The organism is Natrinema salinisoli (assembly GCF_020405205.1).
GTDB classification, from domain to species: domain Archaea; phylum Halobacteriota; class Halobacteria; order Halobacteriales; family Natrialbaceae; genus Natrinema; species Natrinema salinisoli.
This window is the reverse complement of the sequence record NZ_CP084469.1, coordinates 3,678,143-3,703,108: the sequence shown is the minus strand read 5'-3', so window position 1 is coordinate 3,703,108 and position 24,966 is coordinate 3,678,143. Positions and strand designations below refer to the sequence as shown.

Below are 24,966 nucleotides of genomic sequence, written 5' to 3'. Positions count from 1 at the left end.
GGGGAGGGCAGGCCCTTATCAGATCACCGACCGCGAGCGAACGGAGTGAGCGAGCGGCCTTTTTTGGTCGAGATTTTCTGCGCGAGAGGTGAACGCAGTGAACCCGAGCGGAAAAAAGGTCGGTTCTAGTACTTGGGATCCGCCCCGGTCGTCTCGTAGACCTTCTCCATCAGTTCGTCGCGGCGGTCCTGCCAGCCCGCGAGGCCCTCGGGACTCGTCGGGTAGTTTTCGTAGTGGGCGAGCAATTCGTCAGCCCGGCGCTTGGTCTTGTAGAGATTCCAGATGGTGCCCCAGTGGCCGCGGCTCTTGACCAGCGCCTCGAGTTTGAGCTTGAGTCCGATGTCCGTACTGCCGGAGTACAGCGCCTCGGCGAGCTTGTCGCCGGGCATCGCGGCGAGCAAGCCCATCAGGTCGTCGACGTCGACGGCCGTCGAGAGGATGTTGTAGACGTCCAGCGCGGCGTAACGCGCGCCGAAGTGGTCCATCACCTTCTCGTTGTACTCCCAGAGGGTCGCCTCGCCGTAGTCGCCGGTCTCGAGGGCCTCGATGGCGCGCTCGGCGGCGTACTTGCCGCCGTAGGCGGCGCCGGCGATGCCGCCGCCGGTCGTGGGGTTGACGTGGCCCGCGGCGTCGCCGATGGCCATGTAGCCCGGATGGACGGCGGAGTCGTAGGGTCGCCGGGTCGGCAGCGCAGCGCCGAGTTTGTCCTCGACCTCCGCGCCCTCGAACTCGGGGCGGTTCTCGAGGTCGCGCTTGAGGTCGTCGACGAGCTGCATCGGCTCTTCGGTCATCTGGAAGCCCAGCCCGGCGTTGATCTCGGTGTCGGTCCGCGGGAAGTACCAGAGGTAGCCCGCGGCTCGCTCGGTGGGTTTGAAGACGAGCGCGTCGTCCCATTCGACCGGCTCCTCGACGTGGACGATCTCGCGGTAGGCCGAACAGAAGTGGCTGTAGTCGACGTTCGTGTCGAAGGTCGACGCCGAGAAGTCGACGTTGTCCTGCAGGACGGAGAGCGAGCCCGCGGCGTCGATGACGATGTCGGCCTCGTAGGTCAGCGCGTCGCCCTTCCGGATGGCCTCGACGCCCGTGACGCGGCCATCGTCGGCCTGGACGACGTTTTTGACGACCGTATCGTAGTGGAACTCGACGCCGACGTCCTCGGCGCCGTCGATGATTCGGCGGCCGTACTCCCAGCGGTCGATGACGGCGAGCTCGCCCGGGACCGGAATCTCGAGGACGGTATCTTCTTGTGGAATCTCGAATCGACCGTGATCGACGCCGGTGTTGGTAAAGGCCGGCTCGAGTTTGGACTTCGGAATCGCCTCGGGGAAGGCGTCGGCACCTTTCAGCGCGTCACCACAGGCGATGTGGCCCGCCTCGTCCTCGTCTTTCCGCTCGAGGACGACGACGTCGTACCCCTCTCGGGCGATGGTCGCTGCGGCGTAGCACCCTGACGTTCCGGCGCCGACGACGACTGCGTCCGGCGACTGCGTCGTCGCGGCCGCGGTGGTAGCCGACTGCTCCTGCGTACTCATACCAACACTGTGGACACCGCGGTAAGAAAACGTTTTATGGTCGTTCGTTGCCCGGACGAAGCCGAAACCGCGCGTCAGAACGGGGCTTCGGCTAGAACGGGTAGTGAGTCGCCTGCGAGGCGACGATCAGCCACGTAATCAGGAGGGCGTTGACGAACGCACCCGTCCAGATCCGTCCGGTGCGGTGGAAGAAGTACGTCGAGACCACCGCGATGACCGGCAGCAGGCCGAGGAACTGCAGCGCGATGATCGTCTGCAACGCCGTGATCGGGATCGCGAGCGCGCCGGTGGCGAACAGGACGCCGTACTGAACGACGAGCAAGAGTGCGAACCCGCCGGTCAGGACGACCGCGTTCGTCGCCATCGCCCGTGGGAGGGACTCGGTCGTCTCCGGCGTTCGAAGCCGACCGTGCAACAGGACCTCGAGCGCGAGGAAGAAGGCGAGGAAGGCCGGCAGGTAGGTTACGAAGATCCGGGCGTGGACGGCGGACATGAGTTTCAGTCCGAGGACCCAGACGCGGAAGTCGGTCATGAACAGCGTGTCGACGACCCACAGCAGGAGGTAGAGGCCGCCGACGGTGGCGACCGCGACCGCGAGTGACTTCGCGATCGTCGCGGCGCCGTCGCCGACGTCGAGCCCGTACCGTTCGTCGAGCGGCGATCGGCCGGTGTTGCGGTGCCACAGCCCGACGAGGCCCACGATGACGAGGACGTTCGCGAGCGCCCAGAGGACGATGCCGTTCGTCTCGCCCTGTGGTGTGACCCCCGTCACCGGCATCCGCTGGCTGCCAAGGAGCATCGTCGGGTAATAGAGGACGACCGGAATCAGGGCCGCAAGCAGGGCCGAGACGTACCAGCCCCGATCGTGCTCGGTGACTGCGTCGGGCACCGACCGCGTCGCGTCGGCGAGCGGTTCCGGACGGCTCAGGACGGAGCCGGCGGGCAACAGGAAGAGGAACCCGCCGAACAGCGCGAGTGCCGTGCCGATCTTCTTCCAGTACCAGATGTGATCGTCCGGTCCCTCGTCGCCGCCATCGAGGGTCATCTGCGTCCAGCCGACGGCATCGGAGACCGCAGCTGTCGAGTGGGTCGCGCCGGGATGTGTCGTCGTCGGCGTGTACAGCGCTCTCGCGGTCCCCTCGCTGGCGCTTCCGTAGACGGTTCCCTCTTCGATGTCCTCGTCGGTGCCGACGACCGACCGCAGTTTCTCGCTTTCCGGCGTTGCCGTCGCAGTCGGGGACTCCCACATCAGCCAGTGGAATTCGTCGTAGTCGGCGAAGACGACCCCGAGGTTGCGCGGGAACGTCTCGTTGCCCTCGGGCGCACCGGCCGACCCCGTCGACGAGCCCACGAGAACGATCGATTCGTAGCTGTTCGGGTGTTCAGCAGCGGCCGAGACTGCCGACCAGCCGCCCATCGAGTGCCCCTCGAGTCCGACGTTGTCCTCGTCGACGAGTTCGTGGTTCGCGAGGTACTCGAGCGCCGGCGGGCCGCCCCAGCCGTTTGCAAACGCCGGTGGATCGGAGTAGCCGTGGCCGGGTTGGTCGATTGCGAGGACGACGTGGCCCCGGCGGGCGTACTCGATCGCGAAACTCGACTGGGTTTCCTTGGAGTTGATGTAGCCGTGAATCGCGAGGACGCCGGGTGCGGGGTCGTCGGCGCTGACCCCCTCCGGAACGTAGAGATAGCCGTCGATGGTTCCCCCGTCGTCGGTTTCTATTTCGACCTGTCGAACGTCGATCTCTCCCCCCGCCGTCTGCCCCCAGTGGGCGAGCGCGCTCCCGCTGAAGACGAGCAGCAACGAGAGCGCGAACAGCCCCACCTGTTTGCGTCGCAGTGACATCGCTACGATAATCGTCAGTATTGGCGAAAAATAAAAACTCCGATGATTAATAACAATAGTCTGTGGCACAATCGGTCACGATAATCGAAGCGGAAAGTAACGACTCATCGCGGCCAGTACGCCGGTTTCCGTCGGAACAGTCACGACAGGTAGGAATAAAGAGTTTTAGTGAGGTCGTCCGTATCTGCCCGTATGACAGAGTACACCATCGAGTTCGTCGGGACGGGTGAGACGATCACCTGTACCGACAAAGAGACGATCCTGAGCCGGTGTCTCGAGGAGGGCATCGCCCAGGAGTACTCCTGCCGAGTCGGGATGTGCCTGGCGTGTTCGGCCGAGATCGTCGCGGGTGAGGTCACCCAGCCCGCCGCTCGCGGACTGACGGACGAAGAGGCCGAAAACTACGCGCTGACCTGCATGGCGCGACCCCAGTCGGACCTGAAACTCGACCGCGGGAAGTACCCGCCGAGCATCGAAGGCGACCTGACCGGAGGCGAAACCGACGGCGCGGTCGCGGACGACTGACCGCAGTCAGTCGGCGACCGCGCAGTTGTTCGGCCCGAGCTCGAGTTCGAACGCCGTCTCCTGATCGACGTCCTCGAGGCCGAGGTTCGCCGCCACGATGCGCTCGTGGTTTTCCGGTCGCGGCGGGAGGTCGCTCGTCGCGTGCTCGACGAACGCGGCCTCGTCCATCGAGAGCGCTGCGAGTCGGTCGCGGAGGTTCGCGAGCGTCGTCGCGTACGTTCCATCCGCCCGCGGTTCCGCGGCGTCGCTGTAGTGTCCCGGCGCGATAGTTGTCTCCTTTGGCTGTGCGAGGATGCGGTTCTGAATGCTCCCGTACAATCGCCGCGCAGCGTCGGCTGCGCCCTCGTCGCCGCGTTCCAGATCCGGCCGGCCGACGCCCTCGAGAAACAGCGTATCGCCGGTAAATAGGGTATCGGCGTCGTCGCCCTCGAGCCGAAGCGAGACCGATTCGGTCGTGTGGCCCGGCGTCGCCAGCGCTGTCAGCGTCGCGTCGCCGACGCGGAGTTCGTCGCCGTCCTCGAGCGTCGCGGTGTCGAACGCGAGCCCGCGATCCGTCGCGCCGGCCGGGACGACCGCTTCCGAACCGGTTCGCTCCGCGAGTGTCCGGACGCCGCTGACGTGATCGGCGTGGACGTGCGTGTCGATGGCGTACGTCAGGGCTGCGCCCCGGTCGTCTGCATCTTCGGCGTACCGGTCGGCGAACGCTCGAAGGGGATCGATCACCGCCGCCTCGCCGCCGCTGTAGACCGCGTAGGCGAGACACCCGCTGGACGGCCGGTCGTACTGGACGACGGTCGCGGGCGCGTCGACCGCGAGTTCCCGGGCGGTGTACAGCTCGGCCCACGCGTCCATCCCGCCGGCGAGGTTGGATGCGTCGATCCCCGCCTCCCGGAGGAGACCGACGGCGTGTGCGCTCGCTTCCCCGCGGCCGCAGACCGCGAGGATCGGTTCCTCGAGGTCGGCCACGAGGTCGGTAACGCGACCGGTAGCCTGCGCCTGGATGAACTTCGCGTGTGGGACCTGTACGGCGTCGACCCCGTCACCGGTGAGGTGCCAGCGGTCGAACTCGTCGCGGTTACGAACGTCGAGTACGGTCAGCTCGTCGCCCGAGCGCAGTCGCTCGGCCAGTTCCTCGGGGCCGATCGAGGGGGCCTCGTCGGTCGGCTCGTCGGCGTCGGTCCGGTCGGTCATACCGATCGATTCGCGCTCGAGTCGGGTAAAGTCGCTGCCGGGTGATCCCGTCACCAACGTTCAACACGGATCGCGTTGTCGTGCCGGTATGGACGCCGCCGACTTCCAGCAGTCGATCGAGGAATCGATGGCCACCGAACTCGAGCGCCTCGGGTCGTCGAAGCTCCTCGTCGCGCTCACTGACGCGGATCTGTCGGAGGAGACGGTCCTTCGGACCGCCGCGGCGAGCGAACTGGCCGCGACGGAGACGCTGGAGAGGTGGGCCGACGACGAGGACCACGACGGCGCTCGCGAGCTCTTCGGCGAGTATCGCGACCGGGAACGCGAACACTACGACCGGATCACGGCCATGTTCGAGGACGAGGAGATCGACTCCGAGGAGCCCGATGCGATGCACGCGGAGCTTCGATCGCTCGAGTCAACAGCGGAACGCCTCGGCGGGATCGTCGGGCGAGCGCTGGTCAGCGACCGAACGCACCTGCAACTGATAAACTTCTTCGTCAACGAGGGCGACGAACGCCGCGCTGACGTCTTCCGAGAGCTCCGGAGCGAAACCGCCGCCCAGGTCGATCGTGCGGTCGAGGTGCTCGAGGAAGTCTGTGCGGAGAACGACGACTGGGATCGTGCGCGGGCAGTCGCCGAAGACGTGATCGACATCGCGTACGAGGCGTACGCGGGTTCGCTGGACGATCTCGGCATCGATCCGAAGCCGATCTGTTGAGGCGGAGACGACCCCACCTTGTCAATCCGAACCCGACGCTACGTAGATGTCCTGTTGGCTCTCGGGACGCTGTCGCCGATAGCAGAGGAAACGGATGAAAACGGGAACCGGGACTCGAATCGCCGACGCGGGGGCGAGTCGACTATTCGACGAAGTCGATATCCTCGCCGTCCGCGGGCGCTTCGGGCTGGACGGGCTCCTCGCCGTTGGGTCGGCCGTAGATCTGGGGCGACTGGACGCCCGTGACGACGATCATCGTTCGCATGCTGCCCTCGAGGCTCTCGTCGATCGAGGTCCCCCAGATGATACGGGCGTCGGGGTCGATCCGGTCGTAGATCTCCTCGACGACGCCTTCGGCCTCCTCGATGGCCATGTCGTTGCCGCCGGTGACGTTGACGAGCGCGGAGCTCGCGCCGGAGATGTCGACGTCGAGCAGCGGCGAGCGGAGTGCCGTCTTGACGGAATCCTCGGCCTTCGCTTCGGAGTCGGCTTCACCGAGGCCAATCATCGCGACGCCGCCCCGCTCCATGACGGTTCGGACGTCAGCGAAGTCCAGGTTGACGAGGCCGGGCTTCGTGATGAGTTCCGTGATCCCTTTCACCGAGCGCATCAGCACCTCGTCGCTCACTTTGAACGCCTGTCGAACGGGCAGTTTGCCCACGGAGTCGAGCAGGCGGTCGTTGGGGACGACGATCACGGTATCCGAAACGTCGCGCAGGCGCTCGAGGCCGGCTTCCGCGTTGGTCCGGCGGACCTCGCCCTCCGCGGTGAAGGGCGTCGTGACGATCGAGATCGTCAGCGCGCCGGCCTCGCGGGCGGCCTTGGCGACGACCGGGGCGGATCCGGTTCCGGTGCCGCCGCCGAGGCCGGCCGTGACGAAGACCATGTCGGAGCCGTCGATGGCGTCGTAGATGTCCTGCTGGCTCTCGAGGGCGGCTTCCTCGCCGACCTGGGGGAGCGAGCCGGCGCCGCGGCCGCCGGTCTTCTCTTCGCCCATGAGGATCTTGGTGTCGGCCTCGATCTCCACGAGGTGCTGGACGTCGGTGTTGGCGGCGACGAGCTTCGCGCCGTGGATACCCTCCTCGTGCATGCGGTCGATCGTGTTACCGCCGGCACCGCCGCAGCCGACGACCGTAATGTCGGTCTGGAGGTCCTGAAGGACGTCTTCAAGCTCGTCGTCGGTCATGGTCCCGGTCTGTCGACCGTTCGACGGATCGCCGTCGGGGGAGCCCCCGTCCTGTGGCGAGCCGTCGTCGGGGACCGCGCCCTCCCCCTCTTCGGCCTCGTCGATTGCGTCGTCGATTATAGAGTCCATTCTTGGCCATGTCTAAAAGATGGAGCATAATTACCTTTCCCCTACACGTCAGTCGCCTGTCTGACATAGTAATATATTATTATGTGTTGGAAATAGTATACGTCGAATCCGGCGGAATACGAAGAGTAGACACATATTACTGTCGGCCGCCGGTCCGGTCAGATCGGAAATCGGTGGGTCCGTTCGGTCCGAACCCTCTCGGGACTGATCGTTTGTCCGTCGACGGTCACCGGGTCACCGTCGGCGAGCGCGCCGAACTTCGGTCCCTCGGGAACGCCAACCTGGTGTGCGAGTGCGGGGTCGAACGCGGTCTCTTCGGCGACGACGGCGTCGTCCTCGATTCGTACCGTCTCGTACTTCGTCTCGAGGAGGCCAGCCAGTTCTTCCACGATCCGCATCCGGGGGCCGCTCGAGTCGTCCCCCTCGGATTCGGTCGCACTCTCGCCGTCGTCGGGAATCGCGGCCCGCGATCCGACCCGACTCCCGCCGTTGTCGGTGGTGAAGGCGACGGTGTGGTCCTCGACGATCGCTCGAACGCGATCGGGGTCGATCCCCTGTGCCGTCCCGAGGAGGTCCGCGGGGAGGTCGACGACGGCAACCGACTCCGCGAGGCGGTCGCCGAACCGAATCCCCTCGTCGACGGCCCCCAGTTCGGATTCCACCGCGTCGACGACCGCGAGCGGGCGGTCGTCGACCTCCCGTAACCAGGTCTCGCTGACGACGCGGCAATCGACGTCCGCGAGGGTCTCCTCGAGAACCGGCCACTCGCCGTCGAGCAGTGCGATATCGGCCTCGCTGGCCTCGAACGCGCGCTCGATGACGTCGCGGTGGGCCGTCGGGTGGTCCATCGCCTCGAGCGCCCAGTCGGGCGCGACGTGGCCGACCGCCCACGACGTGTTGCGGACGATCCGCTCGAATCGCGGAGCGTAGTGGTTGCCGCCGAAGCCGACGAGCTGTCTCGAGCGGTGTGGATCGACGTCTCGAAGCTCGAGGATGGCGCGAGCGACCGCTTCCGCACCGGCGGGATCGTCCCACTGCTCGTCGCCGCTCCCGAGTTCCGCGAACAGGGAGGGACAGCCGACGTCGGTGGGGCCGTGGTGGGTCCCTTCCATTCCTACCTCGTACGCTTCGGGTGCGTACTCGTCGAAGGCCGCGAGGAGGCGGGCCAACGCGTTCGGTGCGGCGTCGGCCAGCGCGTCGGGTTCGCCCCCGAACTCTGCCGGACCGAAGTTGCCCGTGAAGTGGCCCGTCAGCAGGGCACCGGTGTCCCCGGAGTGTCGCGAGGCGAAGACGAGCAGATCGGGGTCGCAATCGAACGCATCGGCCGGGCGCTCGAGTTCGATGTGGAGGTCGTCGAACGAGCGGAGTTCGGCGCCGTCGGTCCGATAGTAGCTGCCGCCGCCGTCGGCCGCGGGCCGAGCGTCGTCGGTCCGTCGCTCCCAGTCGGCGTACTCACGGACGTGATCACAGATGTGCTCGGAGGCGCGGTCGGCGTGACTCTCGACGATCGCGAGCGTCGTCATACCACGCGCTCGGAGTTTGCGGCCGTTAACGTCGCCGGTTTCCACCAGCTGCCGCGATCCATCATTGCCGGTCGGATCTCGAGCGGAAAAAGACGCGGCAACGGCCGACCGCTGGTTTTTGAGCCGTGGAGTGGTAGCACACATCAGTACACCGAGGTGACCACGATGAGCGACGATCCGTCCGATAAAGCCGGGTCGTCGGCCGAGACGGATCGCGGTGCGACGGACGACGAGACGGTCGACTGCGGGTTCGATGTCCGCGAACTGAGCTCGCTGGTCAGCGATCACGCAGCCACGCTGTTCGATTCCGACGGCACCGTCGTCACGTGGAACGACGGGATCCGACGTCTCACGGGGTTCAGTAGGGACGAAATCGTGGGATCGCATTACCGAGAGTTCTTCCCGGCAGACGCCCGCGAGGCCGGCGTCCCGGATCGGTTTCTCGAGCGAGCGCGGTCGAAGGGACGGAGCCAGCACGACGGCTGGCGCGTCGGGAGCGATGAGCGCCGATTCTGGGTCCGCGACGTCATTGTACCGATCCGCGAAGATGGGACTGTTCAGGTCGACAACCCAATCGAAGACGACGAGCTGCGAGGCTACGCGTGGTTCGTTCACGACCGGACCGAGTCACGCGAGCGCGAACGGGAGTTACGCGAGGAGAAAGCGTTCGTCGATAGTATCCTCGCAGCGCAGCCGGACATCCTCTACGCGTTCGACACCGATCTGAACCTAATCGAGTGGAACGACCGGTTCGAGCGCGTGTTCGGTTACGACCCGGACGAACTCACTGGTATGCACCCGCTTCGGTTCATCGCATCCCCGGACCGGGAGCACATTGCTGCGGCGATCGATCGAATCCTCGAGGAGGACGAGCGCGTGACAGCCGAGGGACGGATACTCACCAGCGACGGCTCCCGGATCCCGTACGAGTTCAACAGCGCCACTATTACCGGCGACGACGGCACCGTCCACGGATTTACCGGCATCGGCCGCGACATCCGCGAGCGGACGGCTCGGGAGCGGGAACTCGAGCGTCTCGAGCGGGTCAACGCGATCATCCGGGCGATCGACGAAACGTTGGTCGCCGCGGAAACCCGCGACGAGATCGAGACGACGGTCGTCGAGGAGTTTGCGGCCGTCGACGGGTATCAGTTCGCGATCATCGGGCGCGGGGATCCGGTCGCGACGATTGACAACGATCCGTGGGAGCCCGCAACTCAGGCGGGGATCGACGCGACGGCGTCCGAGGAGGTGTTCTCGTTGTTCATCGATTCGCCGGACGATGCGTCCGGTGAGTCGCCGTTCGAAACGCGAACCGTTCAGCGATACCGGACGCTCCGCGAGAGCGCCGTCGACGAGTGGCAATCCGACGCCTGCGACCGCGGCTACGGGTCCGTCGCGGTCGTTCCGATCGTCGCGACCGATCGGCTGTTGGGCGCGCTCGTGATCGCCGCCGACGAGCCATCAGCGTTCGTCGACGGGGAGCGAGAGGCACTCCAAGAGTTCGGGGGGACTATCGGCCACGCGATCAACGCGATGGCGGTCCGCCGACTCCTCTACAGGGACACCGTCATCGAACTCGAGTTCGAGTCCACGGACCGCGGGGACGTCTGTATCGAGCTCTCCCAGGAAGCCGGCTGTGACCTCTCGATCGATCACGTGTTGCCGCTGACCGACGAGGTGTTCATTTTCTATCTCACCGTCTCCGGGATCGACTCCGACGTGATTCGAGACCTCGTGGGAGAGATCCCCGATATCACGGAACTGCGCCTCATCGACGCCGGTGGCGAGGAGAGCTACTGGGAGGCCGTCGTTCGCGACTCGACGATCACAGAGCTGCTCGGAGAGTACGGCGCACGGCTGCAGTCACAGGTCGTTCGCGACGGCGTCGCCGAGCTGACCGTCCAGGTGAGCCCGGATACGAACCTTCGCGAACTCGTCGGCGCGATCACATCCGCCTACCCCGACACCAGGCTCGTTTCGAAACGGACCGCCGATCGCCCCGTCGAAACGCGGAGCGATTTCCGGCGCAGCGTCGAGTCCGCGCTGACCGAGAAACAGCAACTGGCGCTCGAGGCGGCGTACCACGGTGGGTACTTCGAGTGGCCGACGCGGAACAGCGACGCCGGCGAGGTCGCCGATCGACTCGGGATTGCTCGGCAAACGTTCCACCAGCACCTCCGCGTCGCACAGGCGAAGGTGCTCTCCGCGTATTTCGGGACGATCGATTGACGACCACTCGGCGATACCAGAGCATGCTGGTATGCTCCTTTCACCTCCCCATCGTCACTCGCTAGTAATGAGTTCTCCTCCGAACGCCGAGATGACGACAGCTGCGCTGGACAGTCTCGCGAACCCGTGCCGGCGGTATCTGCTCGCCGCACTCCTCGAGCGCGAGGACACCTCCACCGTCGATCCTTCGCCGGAGTCGGAGCCGATGTCGATCACCGCGCTCGCCACCGAGGTCGCGACCTGGGAACACGATTGCCCGATCGTCACGAACGATCAGTTCGAACAGAGCCACGTCGGCCTGGTACACGCCCACGTCCCCCGGCTCGTCGATAGCGGCGTCGTGATCCGGAACGACGACGGAGCAGTCACGACAGTTGCGCTCGCCGACCACCCGATCCTCGAGATCGAGTGGGTGCGAACCCTCCTCGACGACCCCGCTGGCGACGCGTTTGCCGCCGACGAGGCGACCCTGAACCGGACGCTCGAGGTGCTTCGGAATCCGCGCGCGCGAACTGTCGTTACCGTACTCGCGACCCGGCGAGGAGCCGTTCCCGTGTCCGATCTCGCCGCCACAGTCGTCGCGCGAGAGGGCGGAGACGAAACCCGGCTGGTCGACGTCACCGAGGCGGCGTGTGCGTCCGTCGCCGCGACGCTCGTTCACCACCACCTCCCCGCACTGTCCGATGCGGGGCTTCTCACGTACGACGAGACGACGAGACGGGCAGGGATCGCACCCGACGCCCCGCAGTGGGAAAGCGACTGGGTAGTCGAGGGGCCGCTCGCGGATATGGCCGCTCTCGTCCGGGAGCTGCGGACGCCCGCCGCTGTCTCGTCCGATAACAGGGTGGCACCGAACGGATCGGCAACGAACCAACCGACCGCGGGGAGCGGGCCCGATGAAACGGACGCCCGAGGAAACACGTGCAGGACGATCGACGGCGTGGAGAACGTCTTCGCCCGGGGCCACGAAATCGCCGATCACGCCGAGGACGAACTGTTCGTGACGATTCCGGACGGCGATCGGATCGGCGCAACGTGTCTCGAGCGCTGGCACGCGGCGGCCGAGCGGGGTATCGACGTGTACGTCGGCTCCCGATCGCCGCGAGTTCGCGATACGATACGATCGGCGGTTCCGAAGGCGACCGTCTGCGAGCCCCAGTTCGACTGGCTCAATTTCTCGACCACGGAGGCACACCACGGACACGTCGTCTTCGCCGATCGCGAGACGGCCCTGCTCGTGGCAGCCGAAGGGACGAGATCCGACGGGGAGGGCCGCATGGTTGCGATCACCGGCGACGGACGGGAGAACCCGCTGGTCTCGCTCGTTCGCGAGCAGCTCGGTCCGCGCATCGAGCGGCTCGCGGCCGTTCGGGACGAGCGCGACGGGCAAAGCAAAACGCCGCTACCGATGTGAACTACCGACCGTCCTCCCTACCAACGGGGCCGAATCACGGAACGAGTAAATAAATGAATCCGACGTAGCCGACGACGAGGATCGCGCCGTCGAGTCGCGTGAGCCGCCGACCGTACGCCATCATCCCGACCAGAACGAGGGTGAATCCGATCATGATCGGAAGTTCGAACCTGAGCGTCGCCGGTTCGATTTCGATCGGAGTGATCAGGGCTACGATACCCAGTACGGCGAGAACGTTGTAGATGTTCGACCCGACGACGTTGCCGATAGCGAACTCGGTTTGCCCCCGGATGGCACCGACGACCGAGGCCGCCAGTTCCGGCAGCGACGTCCCGAGTGCGAGCACCGTCAGCCCGATAACGAGGTCCGGAACGCCGAGCGCCGACAGCAACCCGGTCCCGCCGGCGACCAGCCACCGCGACCCGACCACGAGCGCGATCAGCCCGCCGACGACGAGTCCGACGTCGCGCAGTGAGATGCCCGTTCCCGCGTCCGGGTCGTCGGCCATCGGCGCGGGATCGACGTTGGCGTAGTGGAGGAGAAACACCGTGAATCCAGCGAGGACGAGCAGGAAAATCACCCCCTCGAGCCGACCGATTCGGCCGTTCGCGCCCATCACGACGAGCAGAATCGCCGCGAGCACCATCGTGGGGACGTGCCGGCGCATGACCCGGTCCCCGATCGAGAGCGGTTTGATCAGCGCGGCGGCCCCGAGGACCAGCCCGATGTTCGCGATGTTCGAACCGACGACCGTTCCAAGGCCGACGTCGCTCGAGACGTTCAGCGCGCCGATCACCGAGACGAACAGTTCCGGCGCGGTCGTCGCGAACGCGATCACGGTCACCCCGACCGTCGTCGCCCGGAGACCGATCCCCAGCGCGAGCCGCCGCGCGCCCGCAACCAGTAACTCGGCACCGCCGTACAGCGCGACGATTCCGGCCACCAGCAAGAGGAGAAACAACGGCGTCCCTGAGAGCATGGAAGCGGCTACTCAGGTGGCCCCCAAAAGTGACGCGAAACGAGCGATGCGTTCAGTGGCGGCCGCTTCCGTGTCGCGGTGAAGACGGCGAGGTGCGACCGGAGGGCGCCTCGAGGGACGAACGCATGTCGATCGGACGGTCGAACACCCCACCGAAGCCAGACCCATTATATCCCCGCCGCGACGAGTGACAGGGAGACCAATGGCTATGGACGTATACGGCCTCCTCGGCAACCCGGTCGGCCACTCGCTGTCGCCGCCGATGCACGAGGCCGCCTACGACGAACTCGGACTCGAGGCGCGCTACGTGACCTTCGAGCCCGAACGGGAGGAGATCGACGACGCGATTCGCGGGGCCGACGCGCTCGGCATCGCGGGACTGAACGTGACGATCCCGTTCAAGCAGGACGCCCTCGAGATCGTCGCGCCCGAGGACCTGGCGACCCGGATCGGCGCGGTCAACACGATCGACTTCTCGGGATCGGGACCGCCGACGGGATACAACACCGACGCCGTGGGCGCGTTGCGCGCGTTTCGCGATCACGACGTCGAGATCGACGGCGCTCGAGCGGTCGTCGTCGGAGCCGGCGGTGCCGGTCGAGCGGTCGCGTTCGGCCTCGCGGACGCCGGCGCGACGGTCGCGATCGCCAACCGAACCGAGCCGAAGGCACACGACCTGGCCGACGAAGTCCCCCGCGCGACCGGTCACAGGCTCGCGGACATCGAACAGCTGGTGGCCGGTGCCGACGTGCTCGTCAACGCCACGAGCGTGGGGATGGAAGAGGACGCGACGCCGGTGCCCGCCGACGCGCTCCACGGTGATCTCGCGGTGCTCGACGCGGTCTATCGGCCCCTCGAGACGCGACTGTTGCGCGACGCCGCCGACGCGGGAGCGACGACGGTCGACGGCGCGTGGATGCTGTTGTATCAGGGCGTCGAGGCGTTCGAGATCTGGACGGACCGGGACGCACCGGTCGACGCGATGAACGAGGCGCTCCGCTCGCGGCTGTGAGCGGCCGCGAGGGGCAGAACTCCGGGCGCGCTGTCAGTATCAGGCGAATTTAAGTAATGGAACCCACTACCACGAGATAATGGCAATCTTGCAAAAGCTGAAGTCCCTGTTCGGGTTCGGCGAGTCGAACTCGGATCGCGGGGGCACTCGAGAGGTGGGGGTCACGGTCGAACGGGAAGGGTCGACGGACGACGGACCCGACGCCGCCGCGGAGTCCGATCGCGAGGAGACGACGACCGAAGGCGGGATCGCCGAACCGCCGCAATCGGCGACGGCCGGCTCGAGCTCGACAGAGTCGGCGGAGACGGAATCGGAGGATGAGGCCTCCGAACCGGCGGATGCGACCGAATCGGAGACCGAGGACGCGGCGACGTCGGCGGAGTCCGAACCATCAGCACCGGTCGAGGAGGCCGAACCCGACGACGACTCGGCCGCTGCGTCCGAGACGGACGACGCGTCCGCGGACGTCGAGAACGAGGCGGAATCCGAACCGGAACCGGAGTCGGACTCGACACCGGCCGACGACGAAGCGGCTGCTGTCGACGCGGAATCCGCGGATACCGACACCGACGCGGAATCCGCGGTCGACGAGGAAGTCGAGGCCGAATCCGAGGAATCCGATGCTGACGAGGCGGAGGCCGACGAAGACAGTCAGGAATCCGTCGACGTGATCAAAGGGATCGGCCCGGCCTACGCCGACCGACTCACAGCTGCGGACGTCGAGACCGTCGGCGACCTCGCGGCCGCCGACGCCGCCGAGCTGTCCGAGGAGACCGATATCTCCGAGAAGCGGCTGCAGGGCTGGATCGATCGCGCCGAAGTACGCTAACCCGTCGCCCGACTATCGGCCCCCGCTCTCGAGTTCGAGACACCGCCCCCGAGGGACTCTTTTCCGGACGCGTTCGGTCCAGTACCCGATCGTCGATGCCCCGAAATCGCAAGAGGATTACTCATCCGATCCCTCTCGAGGAGTATGAGCGATCCGCGTGTCGTCACGACGCTGGACTCGTTTCGCGACGCCGTCCGCGACAGCGGCGCGTCGGACGCGACGACTTCCCAGCCGACGACGCGTACCGGACTCCGGGTCCCCGTCGAAGTCCGCGTCACCGTTTCGGATCCGTTTCTCGCCTATCGGCGGGCGCGCGACGGACGCGAGGGCTCGGTCTTCCTCGAGACGACCGGCGGCCAGCCCGGCTGGGGATACTTCGGCGTCGATCCGGTCGACGGACTCACCGTCGGCTCCGATGCCGCCCTCCGCGACGCGACCGAGGACCGATCGCCGAGCCTCGCCGCACTCGAGGGGCTGCTCGCCGGCGATCGGCTCGCCCGGGGCGAGTGCGACGTCCCCTACCCCTGCGGAGCCGTCGGCTGGCTCGCCTACGATATCGCCCGCGAACTCGAGGACGTGCCCGACTCGGCGGTCGACGACCGGGAGCTGCCCCGCCTCGAGGTCGCGGTCTACGACCGGCTCGTCGCCTGGGAGGAACCAGCGGATGGAGACGTAACGCTGCGGATTACGGCCTGCCCGCGGATCGGCGGTCCCGACGCCGAGTTCGATCCCGAGAACGGCGCAGACCCGACAGACGCTGACCTCGAGACGGCCTACGATCGCGGCCGGGAGCGCGCGCTCGAACTCGCCCGCGCCGCGCTCTCCGGAAATCCAGAGATCGGCGAGCCGCCCGTCTCGCGCTCGGAAGCGACCTTCGAGAGCGACTGCGGTCGCGAGGCCTTCGCCGACCGGGTGCGCCGAGTCAAGGACTACATCCGCGACGGCGACACCTTTCAGGCGAACATCTCCCAGCGGCTGGTCGCGCCCGCCGCCGTCCACCCCGTCGCGGCCTACGACGCCCTGCGGCGGGTCAACCCCGCGCCGTACTCCTGTCTCCTCGAGTTCCGCTCGGCCGATCTGGTGAGCGCGAGTCCCGAGTTACTGCTCGAGCGCGAGGGGCCGGGCACCTCGACGTCTTCGAGCGGACCGTGTCCGCGAGAGCGCGACGGCGACTTCGTCCGAACGGAGCCGATCGCCGGTACGCGCCCCCGCGGCGAGACGCCCGAGGCGGACGCCGCGCTCGAGGAGGATCTGCTGACGGACGCGAAGGAACGGGCCGAGCACGCGATGCTGGTCGACCTCGAGCGCAACGACCTCGGGAAGGTCTGCGAGTACGGCTCCGTCGACGTCGAGGAGTACCGCCGAATCGACCGCTACTCCGAGGTCATGCATCTGGTCTCGAACGTCACCGGGCGGCTTCGGCCGGAGAAAACGCTGTCCGACGCGATCGCCGCGACGTTCCCCGGCGGGACGATCACCGGCGCGCCGAAGCCGCGGACGATGGCGATCATCGACGAACTCGAGGCGACCCGACGCGGCCCCTACACGGGAAGCGTCGGGATCTTCGGCTTCGACGGGCGCGCGACGTTGAACATCGTCATTCGGACGCTGGTCCGCCACGCCGAGGAGTACCACCTCCGCGTCGGTGCGGGGATCGTCCACGACTCCGATCTGACCCGCGAGTACGACGAGACCCTCGACAAGGCCCGCGCGCTCATTACGGCGGTCGACGACGCGCTGGGCGAGCGGGCCGAGCTGGGGCTCGAGGCGGAACACGGAGGTGAAGAGTGTGAGTGACGAGCATCGCACCCGCGAGCGAGCGAACGCGAGTGACCGCAGCAAACGGTTGCTCGTCGTCGACAATTACGATTCGTTCGTCTACAATCTCGTCCAGTACGTAGGCGAGGTCGCGGACGAGGTGATCGTCCGACGAAACGACGAGCTCGACCTCGAGGGCGTTCGCGACCTCGAGCCGACGGGGATCGTCGTCTCGCCGGGACCGGGGACGCCACGGGAAGCCGGGATCTCGATCCCGCTGTTCGCGGAAACCGAGTATCCGATTCTGGGCGTCTGTCTCGGCCATCAGGCGCTGTGTGCGGCCAACGGTGCGCCGGTCGTCCGCGCGCCGGACGTCGTCCACGGAAAGCCCTCGACGGTCAGCCACGACGGCGTGGGGTTGTTCGACGGCCTCCCCGACGCGTTTCAGGTCGGCCGCTACCACTCGCTCGCCGTCGAGCGGGCGGATCTGCCCGCCGCGCTCGAGGAGACCGCTCGAACGGCGGACGAACGCGGCGTCCTGATGGCTGTCCGCCACCGCGAGAAGCCACACATCGGCGTGCAGTTCCACCCCGAAAGCATCCTCACGCGGGCGGTACCGGACGGGGAGACCGGGGCAGCCGAGGACGGGACCGGCGACGACATTTCGCTCGAGCTGGGCAAGCGGATGATCGGGAATTTCTGTCGGTTCGCCGCTCGAGTCGACGCGTAATCGGGCCGCCCGAATCGTCGCTCGGGCGGGCCGATCGGCGGTCCGTCACCGCTCCCGATCGCTCACCGCGACCTCGTCAGGTCCGGGACCGAGCACGATGCGATAGCCCTCGTACTCGAAGCGGACGGTGACGGTCGGGTTCGACTCGAGGACCGCGGTGAGGGCCTCGGGGTCCACCGCCTCGGACAGGGGTGGCAGGCCCGTCACGCGACGGTCCTCACGGGCCGCGATACGTCTCAGTGCCGTAGCGAGTGCTGGGTACATTGTTATCCTCGACGTGTTCGACGAGCGTGCATTCGAACGTCGTCTCGCAGTCCGGACACGCGGCCGGGTCAGTCGTCGTCTCGATACGAACGTCCGTCCCACAGGTGCAGTGGATGGTGATGCTCGAGACCATGGGTCGTTCTGTCTGGCCCCGGCGCGGCGGTACGCAACCCAGCGAACGAGTCGGCGACAGGAGCGACTGGTCGGCGGAACGTCGGCACTTCTTTATTTCGTCACCGTCAACGGTGGATTGCTCCCGCTACGCGGGGGCTGTGTGTGAGCCGGAGTGTTAGCTTGGTGGCTGGACTCCGGCTCTTGCGCACTTTCGTGCGCATCCGTGCGGTACGCAATCTATCCTGAAAAACGTTAGGATGCTGAATTGTTGGTCGGAGAGGTGTCGCTCTGGGAGGCGAGACTCAGGCGATAATTCGGAACGCCCAACGGTCTATCAGACAGTCTCGGAACGCAGGGGTCCGTTGAGAAGTTTTATTCCACCCAACCACATAAGTGCGTACACCAATGACGCTTCAAGAAGCTGTTCGCGACGTCAGTGAACAGTACGATATCCCGGACAACGAGCGGCTCCGGGAGCTGGCGCGGTCGAACGCCCACCTTCGAGACTAATCGTTACTCCGTTTCAATTCCGGAACTGCCGTTTTCCGAACGCAGGAACTCCACGAACACGTCTTCGGACAGCGCTGGCTCCTGAACGAGGTTTACGTCTCCCCCTCGAATAGCCAGTTCCTCGGCGAATTCGATGCAATGTGCTTCGTGTCGTTCAGCGTATTCCTCCCACGAGACAGCAAGTTCATACTCCTCCGAGTGCCACGACGAGATAACTCCAAACCGAGCGCACCGCCATGACCGACGACCACATCTACCACGTTGACGGCGAGCTCGTCCCCGCCAGCGAGGCGACCGTTAGCGTCGACGACCGGGGCTTTCGCTACGGTGACGCGGCGTTCGAAACGATGCGCGCCTACGGCGGCACGATCTTCGCCTGGGACGAGCACGTCGAGCGCCTCGAGCGAACCTGCGAGACCCTCTCGCTCGAGCACGGCCTCGACGCGAGCGACCTCCGCGAGCGCATCGACGAGACGCTGGCGGCGAATGACCTCGCGGACGCCTACGTCCGGCTCTCGATCACCCGCGGCGTCCAGCCCGGGAAACTCACACCACAGCCCGAGGTCGATCCGACGGTCGTGATCTACGTGAAACCGCTCCCGCGGGGCGGGCTCAAGGGCGATCCCGTCTGGGACGGGCCGGCGACGGTCGGGACGGTCGAGACGCGACGGATCCCCAACGAATCGCTTCCTGCGGCGGCGAAGACGCACAACTACCTGAACGGAATCCTCGCGCGCGCGGAACTCGGCGACGAGGCTGACGAAGCGCTCATGTGCGATCTCGAGGGCGAGATCACGGAAGGCGCGACGAGCAACCTGTTTTTCGTCCGCGACGGGACCCTTCACACGCCGACCACTGACGGCCCGGTCCTGCCAGGGATTACTCGGGAAATCGTGCTCGAACTCGCACGCGAGGACGGCGTATCGGTCCGCGAGGGACGCTACGAGCCGGCCGACGTGCTCGGGGCCGACGAGGCGTTCCTCACGAACCGAACGTGGGAGCTCCGTCCGATCGCGACGCTCGACGGCCGCGATATTGGCGGCGGCTTGATCACGGAGCAGCTGTCCCGCTCGTACGACGAGCACGTCGAAGACACGTGTTACCGGTAGAAATCGGTCGTGGCGGGGTGAATTTGGATCGACGGGACGCACGCGGCTACCGCTCGCGACCCGTTTCGAGAACGCGTTCTCGATACCTCACCGGACGCAGTCGACGCCCGTAATTTCGAATCGAGCGCCGCCGCTATCGCTGTCAGTAATTCGAACGTCCCAGCCGTGTCCGTCGACGACCGCTTGCACGACTGCGAGGCCGAGTCCCGTTCCCGCACTGTTTACCGAATGTCCCTCTTCGAACACGCGGTCGTGCTCCTCGGTGGATATTCCCGGCCCGTCGTCTTCAACGTAAAACCCGTTCGGGAGGTCGCCGACCGAGACGGAGACGTCGGTTCCCGCGTGTTCGACCGCGTTGCGAAACAGGTTCCCCAGCAACTGCTTCAGCCGAACCTCGTCGGCGACGACGTGCGTCGTCGTTCCGATCTCCAACTGAGCGCCGTCCGCAGACATAACGTCCCAACAGGTATCACAGATGGCCGCAAGATCGATAAGTTCGGGGTCCGTTCGAATATCGCCGCCGTCGATGATCAGCAACGTATCTTCGAGCAACTGGCTCATTTGATCGACGGACTCCTCGCACGCGTCGAACGACTCGGGATCGCCTCGTTCCCGCGCGCGATCGAGGTAGCCATCGAGTACGTTCAACGGATTGCGGAGTTCGTGGCGCAGCGTGCTCGCGAACTGCTCGAGTCGCGCGTTTCGGTTCCGGAGCTCGGTGGTGAGCCCCTCGCTCTGACTCCGTCGCGCCAGGAGGTTAGAGATAGTTCGGAACAGCGCCTGTTTCTCGACCGGTGCGTTCACGACGGCGTTGACGAGGAGCGGAAGGTCACTCGTAACGGGGTCCGGAAGAGAAACCGTGATCGGCGTCCGTTCGCGGCGGACGAGAACGACCGGGCGAAACACCGGGAACTGCTCGTTCTTTTGGGCCTCTAACCGATCCCGGTACCGAGGAAAGAGGGCTTCATCCACGAGGTAGAGATCGCACTCCCGGAGTTCCTCGTCCGTGATCGGCGTGTGGTGCTCGGTCACCAGAGAGGCGACGGCCTCCTGATTTCCGTCGTCGGCGAACAACAGCTGTATATCGGCCATTATTCTGTCTCACTCGACCTGGGACGACCGTCCGCTCTCGCTCTGTTCCGGGAGTCCCGTCAGAACGCCGTGGTAGCCTGCCATCGACTCGCCCACCGTCAGTCCGTCCGCAGTAATCGTAAACTGGCGGGGGACGGTCTCGAAGTCTCCGACGCGCTTTTTGAGCACGCCGATGATCCGCTGGAGCTCGCCCTCGAGTTCGATGTACTGCTGGTAGACGAGATTGTCGGCAAGGTAGCTGACGTTGGCACTCGTCGGTTGCGGGAGACCGGTCACCTCGTGTCGTTGATCGATGAGCAACACCGAGACGTTCATGTTCGTCAGATATTCCGTCAGCGCGTGCAGTCGGCGTCGCAGATCGACGTCCTCAACGCCGCCCTTGATTGCGGTTTTGTAGCCCTGGATCCCATCGATGACGACGAGGTCGCTGTTCTGGTCTTCGACCTGCGTCTTGACCAGTTGCGCGAACTCCTCCGGTGATCGCGCTGACGGCACGATCGGTTCGACCGTCAGCGAGCCGTTCTCGCGCAGCCGTGTCACCGGAATGCCGAACCCTTCCGACCGATACGTGAAGGTCTCGAGCGATTCTTCGAAGAGGTAGGTGAGCGCCCCGCCGCCGTTCGCCGCAGCCGTCTGGAGGAACTCCGTGGCGATCGTCGTCTTGCCGACGCCGGAGGGCCCGCTGATGATGGTGACGGTCCCCTGCTCGAGGCCGCCGCCGAGCAGGGAATCGATCCCGTCGATACCGGACGCGAGCTGGATCGGTTCGAACGATCGAGAGTGGCGATCCGGTCGAAGGGCCGGATAGACGTCGAGGCCGGCCGAGCGAATTTCCAGGCCGTGGGTTCCGTCTCGTTGGCCGACCCCGCGGTGTTTCGAGACGGTGATTCGACGACCTTCCGACTCGTATTCGAGGGAGATCACGCCGTCGCTGAGTGACTTCAGCTGTTCGTCGAACTGCGCGTCCGGCGTCTTCGTGGCGAGGACGGTCGTGCCGCGGGATTTGAGGAAGCGAGCGAACGAGATGATGCGCTTTCGGAACTGGTACTCGTCCGATTCGAGGTACTGAAACTGCGTGATCGGATCGATGAGTGCGCGGTCGGGGTCGACCTCGTCGATGGTGTCGCGGATGTCGCCAATCAGGCTGTCGTCCTCGATGTCTTTCGGATCGACGACGTCGTATGTCTGCGACTGAGTGAAGAACTCCGATTCGGGGCCGATATCGAGGAAATTCGCGTCAGCGAGATCGATGTCGAACTGCGCCGCGTTGGTGAGCAATCCCTCACGGGATTCTTCACCGTGGATGAAGAGGACCGTTTCGTCGGTGTCGATCCCCGTCCTGAGGAACTCCATCCCAAGCGTGGTTTTTCCGGTCCCGGGGGACCCGAGAACGAGATACAGCCGCCCGTCGACGAAGCCGCCGTTGAGAAGCGAATTGAGACCCGAAATACCGCTCGAGAGCTGATCCAACGGGTCTCCTCCGATTTCCATGAATTATCTAGCAATCGAGGGAATTTGTTATTAAAAATACCGGCCATATGTCGGGTTCCAAGCGATCGAACCAGTGACCGCAACGCCCCCGATTACTGTCGCCCGACCGTCAGGTGGTAGTGCTATAGAGCAATCTCGAATCGATGCGAGGTGGCAGAATCTCTCGACCCACAGCATCCGTGCTCGAGAAAGACGCCGTGAAAATCATTCGTAATGAATGTTACTCGGCGGTGTCCGATTGTAGCGGCTCAGTCGGCGGACTCGACGGCCGACCGCGCCGGATCGCTCGCATCGGCTGGCGCCTCCAGCAGTTCTCGCTCGGTCCCCGTCAACTCGAGCGCGAACTCGCTCCCGAAGACCGAGGCCGGCGTCTGAAACCCCGTTGAAATTCGGTCCCCGCCCTTGAGCACCCGCTCGGCGGCCAGCACCGCCGACTCGGCGGTGAGCGCGTACGGGTTCGGCGTCCGGAGTCGGGCGCGGGCGCGCTGGTCGCCGCCCTCTTTACGGACTTCACCCCAGACGACGGCGCTGCCAGTCGCCAGTTCTCGTTCGTCCGGGCCGTCGAGTCGGGCGTCGATCAGGCGCTTCAACAGGCGCTCGGCGGGTCGGCTGTCGAGGAGCCACTCGAGGGAATCGACCGCCGACAGTGCTTTGCTCGCCCACGACGGCGCGGCGGCGTAGACCTCGATCGACTCGATGCCGGTGGAGTGGGCCGCCGTGACGACGTCGCCCCACGGTACCGTGACGGCGTGTTCGGGGCCGTCGCCGAAGTCGACCTCGCGGGATCGGAACGCCGTCGGCACCTGAAGGAGTCGGCCGTTGCGCCGAACGACGCCGCCGACACCGAGCTGTTCGACGAGCGTCCGAGCGGTGCCCCGCGAAAAATCGAGGCTCCCCTTGATTCCGAGGGCCAGCCGGTCCGCGTCGGGAACCTGATCGGCGAGAAACGCGGCCAGACAGTCCGACGGAACGACGTCGAAGCCGACGCCGGGAAGCAGCGTGATCCCCGCGTCGCGAGCGGCGGCGTCGTGCTGGCGAAGGCACTCGAACACCGAAAACTCGCCCGTGATATCGAGATAGTCCGTGTTCGTCTCGAGGCAGGCCTCGACGAGCGGCTCGGCCGTCTCGACGAACGGCCCCGCACAGTTCAGGACGGCGTCGAACCGTGCCAGCTTGGAGCCGAGGTCGGCAGCGTCGAGGTCGAACGTCCGCCCTTCGACGCGGAGTGCGTCGGCTTGCTCGGCGACCGCGCGGCCGTTGCGGCCGGCGACGACGGGCGAGCCGCCTCGCGCGACGGCCTCGCGTGCGATCAGCCGCCCCGTGTAGCCGTAGGAACCGTAGACGAGAAGGGAGTCCATAGGCGGCGTTGGAGGGAGAGGGGGTTAAAACTCCGTCAGACATTCGCGCCCGCTGTCGAAACGTTCAGGACGACCGGCTGGTAACGGAGGGGCAATGGACGCAGGACGGATCACGGCGCTCGCGGACGTGCCCGAGGACTCGACGGTACTGTTTCGCGTCGCCGACGACTCCGGCGAGGAACGGGAGGCGATTCTCGTCGCCGACGGCGCGGCAGCGACGGACGGCGGCGAACCATCCGGGTCGGAACCGGAGACGAGCGACGACGGCGTCGCTTGCTGGTTGAACTACTGTCAGCACCTCACCCACATCAAACTGGACAAGGGCTCGGGCGCGCCGATGCGAGACGGCGAACTCATCTGTGCGAACCACGGTGCGTACTTCGAGGCCGACACCGGCTACTGTAGCTACGGCCCCTGCGAGGGCGCCTACCTCACCGACGTCGAGATCACCGTCTCCGAGGGCGACGCCTACCTGACCGACGACGAGTACGAGTTCGTCGGGATGGGGCCGATCGAAAGCGACGATCTCGATCGGGCGTCGACCTCGAACGTGGAGTTCTAGACCGCGTCCGGCGCGACCAGATCCCGCTCCTGATCGTACTCGAGCAAGCCGGCGTCGACCAGCCGCGGGAGGTGATCGTGATACAGTGAGAGATACACCTCTCTGACTCGTTCCGCCGAGATCTCGGTCACGTTATGTCCCGTTTCGCGAACCGCGACTTCCTCGGCCGCGTCCGGGAGCGTCAGCGCCTCCCCGTAGGTGCGCATGACCGCCAGCAGTAGCCGGCGGCGCTGATCGGCGAGGAGGGCGAACGCGTCGTCGAGTGATTCGGCCGACGCGTCGGGCTCGTCCGTCTCGTCGAGCCAGTCGAGTGCCGTCTGCACGAACTCGACGCAGTCGTGCTCCGGGTGAGAGTCGGAAGTCATGTGTGGTCCCTATTCCTCGAGTCGAACGGTTGCGACTGAGAACGGAGTTGTCAGTCGCCGTCGATCGAAGCCGAGTCCGCGTTCGCTCGAGGGTTCGTATCGGGTTCTCGCCGGCAGCCTAAATATTAGTGTCGAATCTGTGCCGGAATTATCAGTCGTCGCTGACACTCCGCCCTCGATGACGATCAGACACCGTTACTCGATCGTGAACGTGGGTTCGTCGATCGACTCGCTCTTGCAGTCGGGACACCGCGAGGGGAGGTTCAAGAGGTCGTCGTAGTCGTCGAATCCACACTCTCGACACGCTGGCGGCGCGACGAGCAGTCGTTCGTCCGATCCGTCGACCGACTGGGAGACGTGTTCGACGTGGCCGACCACCGCGTGGGGCGTGAGATCGAACTGGGTGGCCAGTTCGCTGGGCGTCGCCGGCTCGGCACGAAGCGCGTCGGCGAGTTTCTGCCGCGTCGTTTCGTCGGCCTCTCGCATACGGTACGCCA

23 protein-coding genes are annotated in these 24,966 nt (G+C 65.9%); 10 read left to right on the top strand and 13 right to left on the bottom strand.

Features of this window, described 5'->3' with window-relative positions; translation table 11 throughout:
• Window positions 1-125: 125 nt before the first annotated feature.
• Together LDB05_RS18340 and LDB05_RS18335 are read right to left on the bottom strand one after the other, a co-directional pair.
• The gene (locus LDB05_RS18340; protein WP_226005415.1) at window positions 126-1,532 is read right to left on the bottom strand and encodes a geranylgeranyl reductase family protein; all 1,407 of its coding nucleotides are present in this window, start codon (window positions 1,530-1,532) and stop codon (window positions 126-128) included.
• Between the two features lie 91 nt (window positions 1,533-1,623).
• A complete protein-coding gene (locus LDB05_RS18335; protein ID WP_226005414.1) occupies window positions 1,624-3,375 on the bottom strand; it encodes an alpha/beta hydrolase family protein in 1,752 nt (583 codons plus the stop codon).
• A gap of 192 nt (window positions 3,376-3,567) precedes the next feature.
• Here LDB05_RS18335 and LDB05_RS18330 point away from each other — a divergent pair, with 192 nt between their 5' ends.
• Window positions 3,568-3,900, top strand: a complete 333-nt coding sequence (locus LDB05_RS18330; RefSeq protein WP_226005413.1) for a 2Fe-2S iron-sulfur cluster-binding protein — start codon at window positions 3,568-3,570, stop codon at window positions 3,898-3,900.
• Between the two features lie 6 nt (window positions 3,901-3,906).
• On the opposite strand, the gene LDB05_RS18325 is transcribed toward LDB05_RS18330, so the two are convergent.
• Window positions 3,907-5,091 carry an MBL fold metallo-hydrolase gene (locus tag LDB05_RS18325; RefSeq protein WP_226005412.1) on the bottom strand — a complete coding sequence of 395 codons (1,185 nt, stop codon included), beginning with the start codon at window positions 5,089-5,091 and terminating at the stop codon, window positions 3,907-3,909.
• Between the two features lie 88 nt (window positions 5,092-5,179).
• Between LDB05_RS18325 and LDB05_RS18320 the strand changes: the two genes are divergently transcribed.
• Window positions 5,180-5,812 carry a rubrerythrin family protein gene (locus LDB05_RS18320; protein WP_226005411.1) on the top strand — a complete coding sequence of 211 codons (633 nt, stop codon included), beginning with the start codon at window positions 5,180-5,182 and terminating at the stop codon, window positions 5,810-5,812.
• Between the two features lie 142 nt (window positions 5,813-5,954).
• On the opposite strand, the gene ftsZ is transcribed toward LDB05_RS18320, so the two are convergent.
• Together ftsZ and LDB05_RS18310 are read right to left on the bottom strand one after the other, a co-directional pair.
• Window positions 5,955-7,127: a cell division protein FtsZ gene (gene ftsZ, locus LDB05_RS18315; RefSeq protein ID WP_226005410.1), complete on the bottom strand. Its 1,173-nt coding sequence runs from the start codon at window positions 7,125-7,127 to the stop codon at window positions 5,955-5,957.
• Between the two features lie 158 nt (window positions 7,128-7,285).
• Window positions 7,286-8,650 carry a D-aminoacyl-tRNA deacylase gene (locus LDB05_RS18310; RefSeq protein ID WP_226005409.1) on the bottom strand — a complete coding sequence of 455 codons (1,365 nt, stop codon included), beginning with the start codon at window positions 8,648-8,650 and terminating at the stop codon, window positions 7,286-7,288.
• A gap of 165 nt (window positions 8,651-8,815) precedes the next feature.
• On the opposite strand from LDB05_RS18310, the gene LDB05_RS18305 reads away from it, so the two are divergent.
• Together LDB05_RS18305 and LDB05_RS18300 are read left to right on the top strand one after the other, a co-directional pair.
• Window positions 8,816-10,882, top strand: coding sequence for a bacterio-opsin activator domain-containing protein (locus LDB05_RS18305; protein WP_226005408.1), 2,067 nt, complete (start codon window positions 8,816-8,818; stop codon window positions 10,880-10,882).
• A gap of 67 nt (window positions 10,883-10,949) precedes the next feature.
• A complete protein-coding gene (locus LDB05_RS18300; protein WP_226005407.1) occupies window positions 10,950-12,296 on the top strand; it encodes a DUF7344 domain-containing protein in 1,347 nt (448 codons plus the stop codon).
• 34 nt (window positions 12,297-12,330) lie between these two features.
• Here LDB05_RS18300 and LDB05_RS18295 read toward each other — a convergent pair whose 3' ends face one another.
• The gene (locus LDB05_RS18295; RefSeq protein WP_226005406.1) at window positions 12,331-13,275 is read right to left on the bottom strand and encodes a calcium/sodium antiporter; all 945 of its coding nucleotides are present in this window, start codon (window positions 13,273-13,275) and stop codon (window positions 12,331-12,333) included.
• Between the two features lie 208 nt (window positions 13,276-13,483).
• Here LDB05_RS18295 and LDB05_RS18290 point away from each other — a divergent pair, with 208 nt between their 5' ends.
• The 4 genes from LDB05_RS18290 to LDB05_RS18275 all read left to right on the top strand — a co-directional run bounded on the left by LDB05_RS18290 (window position 13,484) and on the right by LDB05_RS18275 (window position 17,604).
• On the top strand, window positions 13,484-14,287 hold the full coding sequence (locus LDB05_RS18290) for a shikimate dehydrogenase (protein WP_226007935.1): 804 nt from the start codon (window positions 13,484-13,486) through the stop codon (window positions 14,285-14,287).
• Between the two features lie 79 nt (window positions 14,288-14,366).
• Entirely contained in the window at window positions 14,367-15,116 is a 750-nt protein-coding gene (locus LDB05_RS18285; RefSeq protein WP_226005405.1) for a helix-hairpin-helix domain-containing protein, read from the top strand.
• Window positions 15,117-15,260: 144 nt separating this feature from the next.
• A complete protein-coding gene (locus LDB05_RS18280; RefSeq protein ID WP_226005404.1) occupies window positions 15,261-16,913 on the top strand; it encodes an anthranilate synthase component I family protein in 1,653 nt (550 codons plus the stop codon).
• Complete coding sequence (locus LDB05_RS18275; RefSeq protein ID WP_226005403.1) at window positions 16,906-17,604, top strand: anthranilate synthase component II; 699 nt, start codon at window positions 16,906-16,908, stop codon at window positions 17,602-17,604. The genes LDB05_RS18280 and LDB05_RS18275 overlap by 8 nt, the downstream gene beginning before the upstream one ends.
• Before the next feature lie 45 nt (window positions 17,605-17,649).
• Here the strand turns inward: LDB05_RS18275 and LDB05_RS18270 are convergent, their stop codons facing one another.
• The gene (locus LDB05_RS18270; RefSeq protein WP_226005402.1) at window positions 17,650-17,868 is read right to left on the bottom strand and encodes a HalOD1 output domain-containing protein; all 219 of its coding nucleotides are present in this window, start codon (window positions 17,866-17,868) and stop codon (window positions 17,650-17,652) included.
• 627 nt (window positions 17,869-18,495) lie between these two features.
• The gene (locus tag LDB05_RS23730; RefSeq protein ID WP_484549602.1) at window positions 18,496-18,627 is read right to left on the bottom strand and encodes a hypothetical protein; all 132 of its coding nucleotides are present in this window, start codon (window positions 18,625-18,627) and stop codon (window positions 18,496-18,498) included.
• Between the two features lie 101 nt (window positions 18,628-18,728).
• On the opposite strand from LDB05_RS23730, the gene LDB05_RS18265 reads away from it, so the two are divergent.
• The gene (locus LDB05_RS18265) at window positions 18,729-19,601 is read left to right on the top strand and encodes an aminotransferase class IV (RefSeq protein WP_226005401.1); all 873 of its coding nucleotides are present in this window, start codon (window positions 18,729-18,731) and stop codon (window positions 19,599-19,601) included.
• Window positions 19,602-19,688: 87 nt separating this feature from the next.
• Here LDB05_RS18265 and LDB05_RS18260 read toward each other — a convergent pair whose 3' ends face one another.
• The 3 genes from LDB05_RS18260 to LDB05_RS18250 form a co-directional block, all read right to left on the bottom strand.
• Complete coding sequence (locus LDB05_RS18260) at window positions 19,689-20,693, bottom strand: sensor histidine kinase (RefSeq protein WP_226005400.1); 1,005 nt, start codon at window positions 20,691-20,693, stop codon at window positions 19,689-19,691.
• 9 nt (window positions 20,694-20,702) lie between these two features.
• A complete protein-coding gene (locus LDB05_RS18255; protein ID WP_226005399.1) occupies window positions 20,703-22,184 on the bottom strand; it encodes an ATPase domain-containing protein in 1,482 nt (493 codons plus the stop codon).
• A gap of 248 nt (window positions 22,185-22,432) precedes the next feature.
• A complete protein-coding gene (locus tag LDB05_RS18250) occupies window positions 22,433-23,542 on the bottom strand; it encodes a saccharopine dehydrogenase family protein (protein ID WP_226005398.1) in 1,110 nt (369 codons plus the stop codon).
• Between the two features lie 94 nt (window positions 23,543-23,636).
• On the opposite strand from LDB05_RS18250, the gene LDB05_RS18245 reads away from it, so the two are divergent.
• Window positions 23,637-24,104: a Rieske (2Fe-2S) protein gene (locus LDB05_RS18245; RefSeq protein ID WP_226005397.1), complete on the top strand. Its 468-nt coding sequence runs from the start codon at window positions 23,637-23,639 to the stop codon at window positions 24,102-24,104.
• Here the strand turns inward: LDB05_RS18245 and LDB05_RS18240 are convergent.
• Together LDB05_RS18240 and LDB05_RS18235 are read right to left on the bottom strand one after the other, a co-directional pair.
• Entirely contained in the window at window positions 24,101-24,469 is a 369-nt protein-coding gene (locus LDB05_RS18240) for a DUF7344 domain-containing protein (RefSeq protein ID WP_226005396.1), read from the bottom strand. The two genes, LDB05_RS18245 and LDB05_RS18240, sit on opposite strands and share 4 nt — an antisense overlap.
• 195 nt (window positions 24,470-24,664) lie before the next feature.
• Window positions 24,665-24,955, bottom strand: coding sequence for a transcriptional regulator (locus LDB05_RS18235; protein ID WP_226005395.1), 291 nt, complete (start codon window positions 24,953-24,955; stop codon window positions 24,665-24,667).
• Between the last annotated feature and the right edge of the window lie 11 nt (window positions 24,956-24,966).

Bases quoted from the DNA above. Each gene is read 5' to 3' on its own strand.
- LDB05_RS18340 (WP_226005415.1), bottom strand. From the start codon at position 1,532: ATGAGTACGCAGGAGCAGTCGGCTACCACCGCGGCCGCGACGACGCAG.
- LDB05_RS18335 (WP_226005414.1), bottom strand. From the start codon at position 3,375: ATGTCACTGCGACGCAAACAGGTGGGGCTGTTCGCGCTCTCGTTGCTG.
- LDB05_RS18330 (WP_226005413.1), top strand. From the start codon at position 3,568: ATGACAGAGTACACCATCGAGTTCGTCGGGACGGGTGAGACGATCACC.
- LDB05_RS18325 (WP_226005412.1), bottom strand. From the start codon at position 5,091: ATGACCGACCGGACCGACGCCGACGAGCCGACCGACGAGGCCCCCTCG.
- LDB05_RS18320 (WP_226005411.1), top strand. From the start codon at position 5,180: ATGGACGCCGCCGACTTCCAGCAGTCGATCGAGGAATCGATGGCCACC.
- ftsZ (WP_226005410.1), bottom strand. From the start codon at position 7,127: ATGGACTCTATAATCGACGACGCAATCGACGAGGCCGAAGAGGGGGAG.
- LDB05_RS18310 (WP_226005409.1), bottom strand. From the start codon at position 8,650: ATGACGACGCTCGCGATCGTCGAGAGTCACGCCGACCGCGCCTCCGAG.
- LDB05_RS18305 (WP_226005408.1), top strand. From the start codon at position 8,816: ATGAGCGACGATCCGTCCGATAAAGCCGGGTCGTCGGCCGAGACGGAT.
- LDB05_RS18300 (WP_226005407.1), top strand. From the start codon at position 10,950: ATGAGTTCTCCTCCGAACGCCGAGATGACGACAGCTGCGCTGGACAGT.
- LDB05_RS18295 (WP_226005406.1), bottom strand. From the start codon at position 13,275: ATGCTCTCAGGGACGCCGTTGTTTCTCCTCTTGCTGGTGGCCGGAATC.
- LDB05_RS18290 (WP_226007935.1), top strand. From the start codon at position 13,484: ATGGACGTATACGGCCTCCTCGGCAACCCGGTCGGCCACTCGCTGTCG.
- LDB05_RS18285 (WP_226005405.1), top strand. From the start codon at position 14,367: ATGGCAATCTTGCAAAAGCTGAAGTCCCTGTTCGGGTTCGGCGAGTCG.
- LDB05_RS18280 (WP_226005404.1), top strand. From the start codon at position 15,261: ATGAGCGATCCGCGTGTCGTCACGACGCTGGACTCGTTTCGCGACGCC.
- LDB05_RS18270 (WP_226005402.1), bottom strand. From the start codon at position 17,868: ATGTACCCAGCACTCGCTACGGCACTGAGACGTATCGCGGCCCGTGAG.
- LDB05_RS18265 (WP_226005401.1), top strand. From the start codon at position 18,729: ATGACCGACGACCACATCTACCACGTTGACGGCGAGCTCGTCCCCGCC.
- LDB05_RS18260 (WP_226005400.1), bottom strand. From the start codon at position 20,693: ATGGCCGATATACAGCTGTTGTTCGCCGACGACGGAAATCAGGAGGCC.
- LDB05_RS18255 (WP_226005399.1), bottom strand. From the start codon at position 22,184: ATGGAAATCGGAGGAGACCCGTTGGATCAGCTCTCGAGCGGTATTTCG.
- LDB05_RS18250 (WP_226005398.1), bottom strand. From the start codon at position 23,542: ATGGACTCCCTTCTCGTCTACGGTTCCTACGGCTACACGGGGCGGCTG.
- LDB05_RS18245 (WP_226005397.1), top strand. From the start codon at position 23,637: ATGGACGCAGGACGGATCACGGCGCTCGCGGACGTGCCCGAGGACTCG.
- LDB05_RS18240 (WP_226005396.1), bottom strand. From the start codon at position 24,469: ATGACTTCCGACTCTCACCCGGAGCACGACTGCGTCGAGTTCGTGCAG.
- LDB05_RS18235 (WP_226005395.1), bottom strand. From the start codon at position 24,955: ATGCGAGAGGCCGACGAAACGACGCGGCAGAAACTCGCCGACGCGCTT.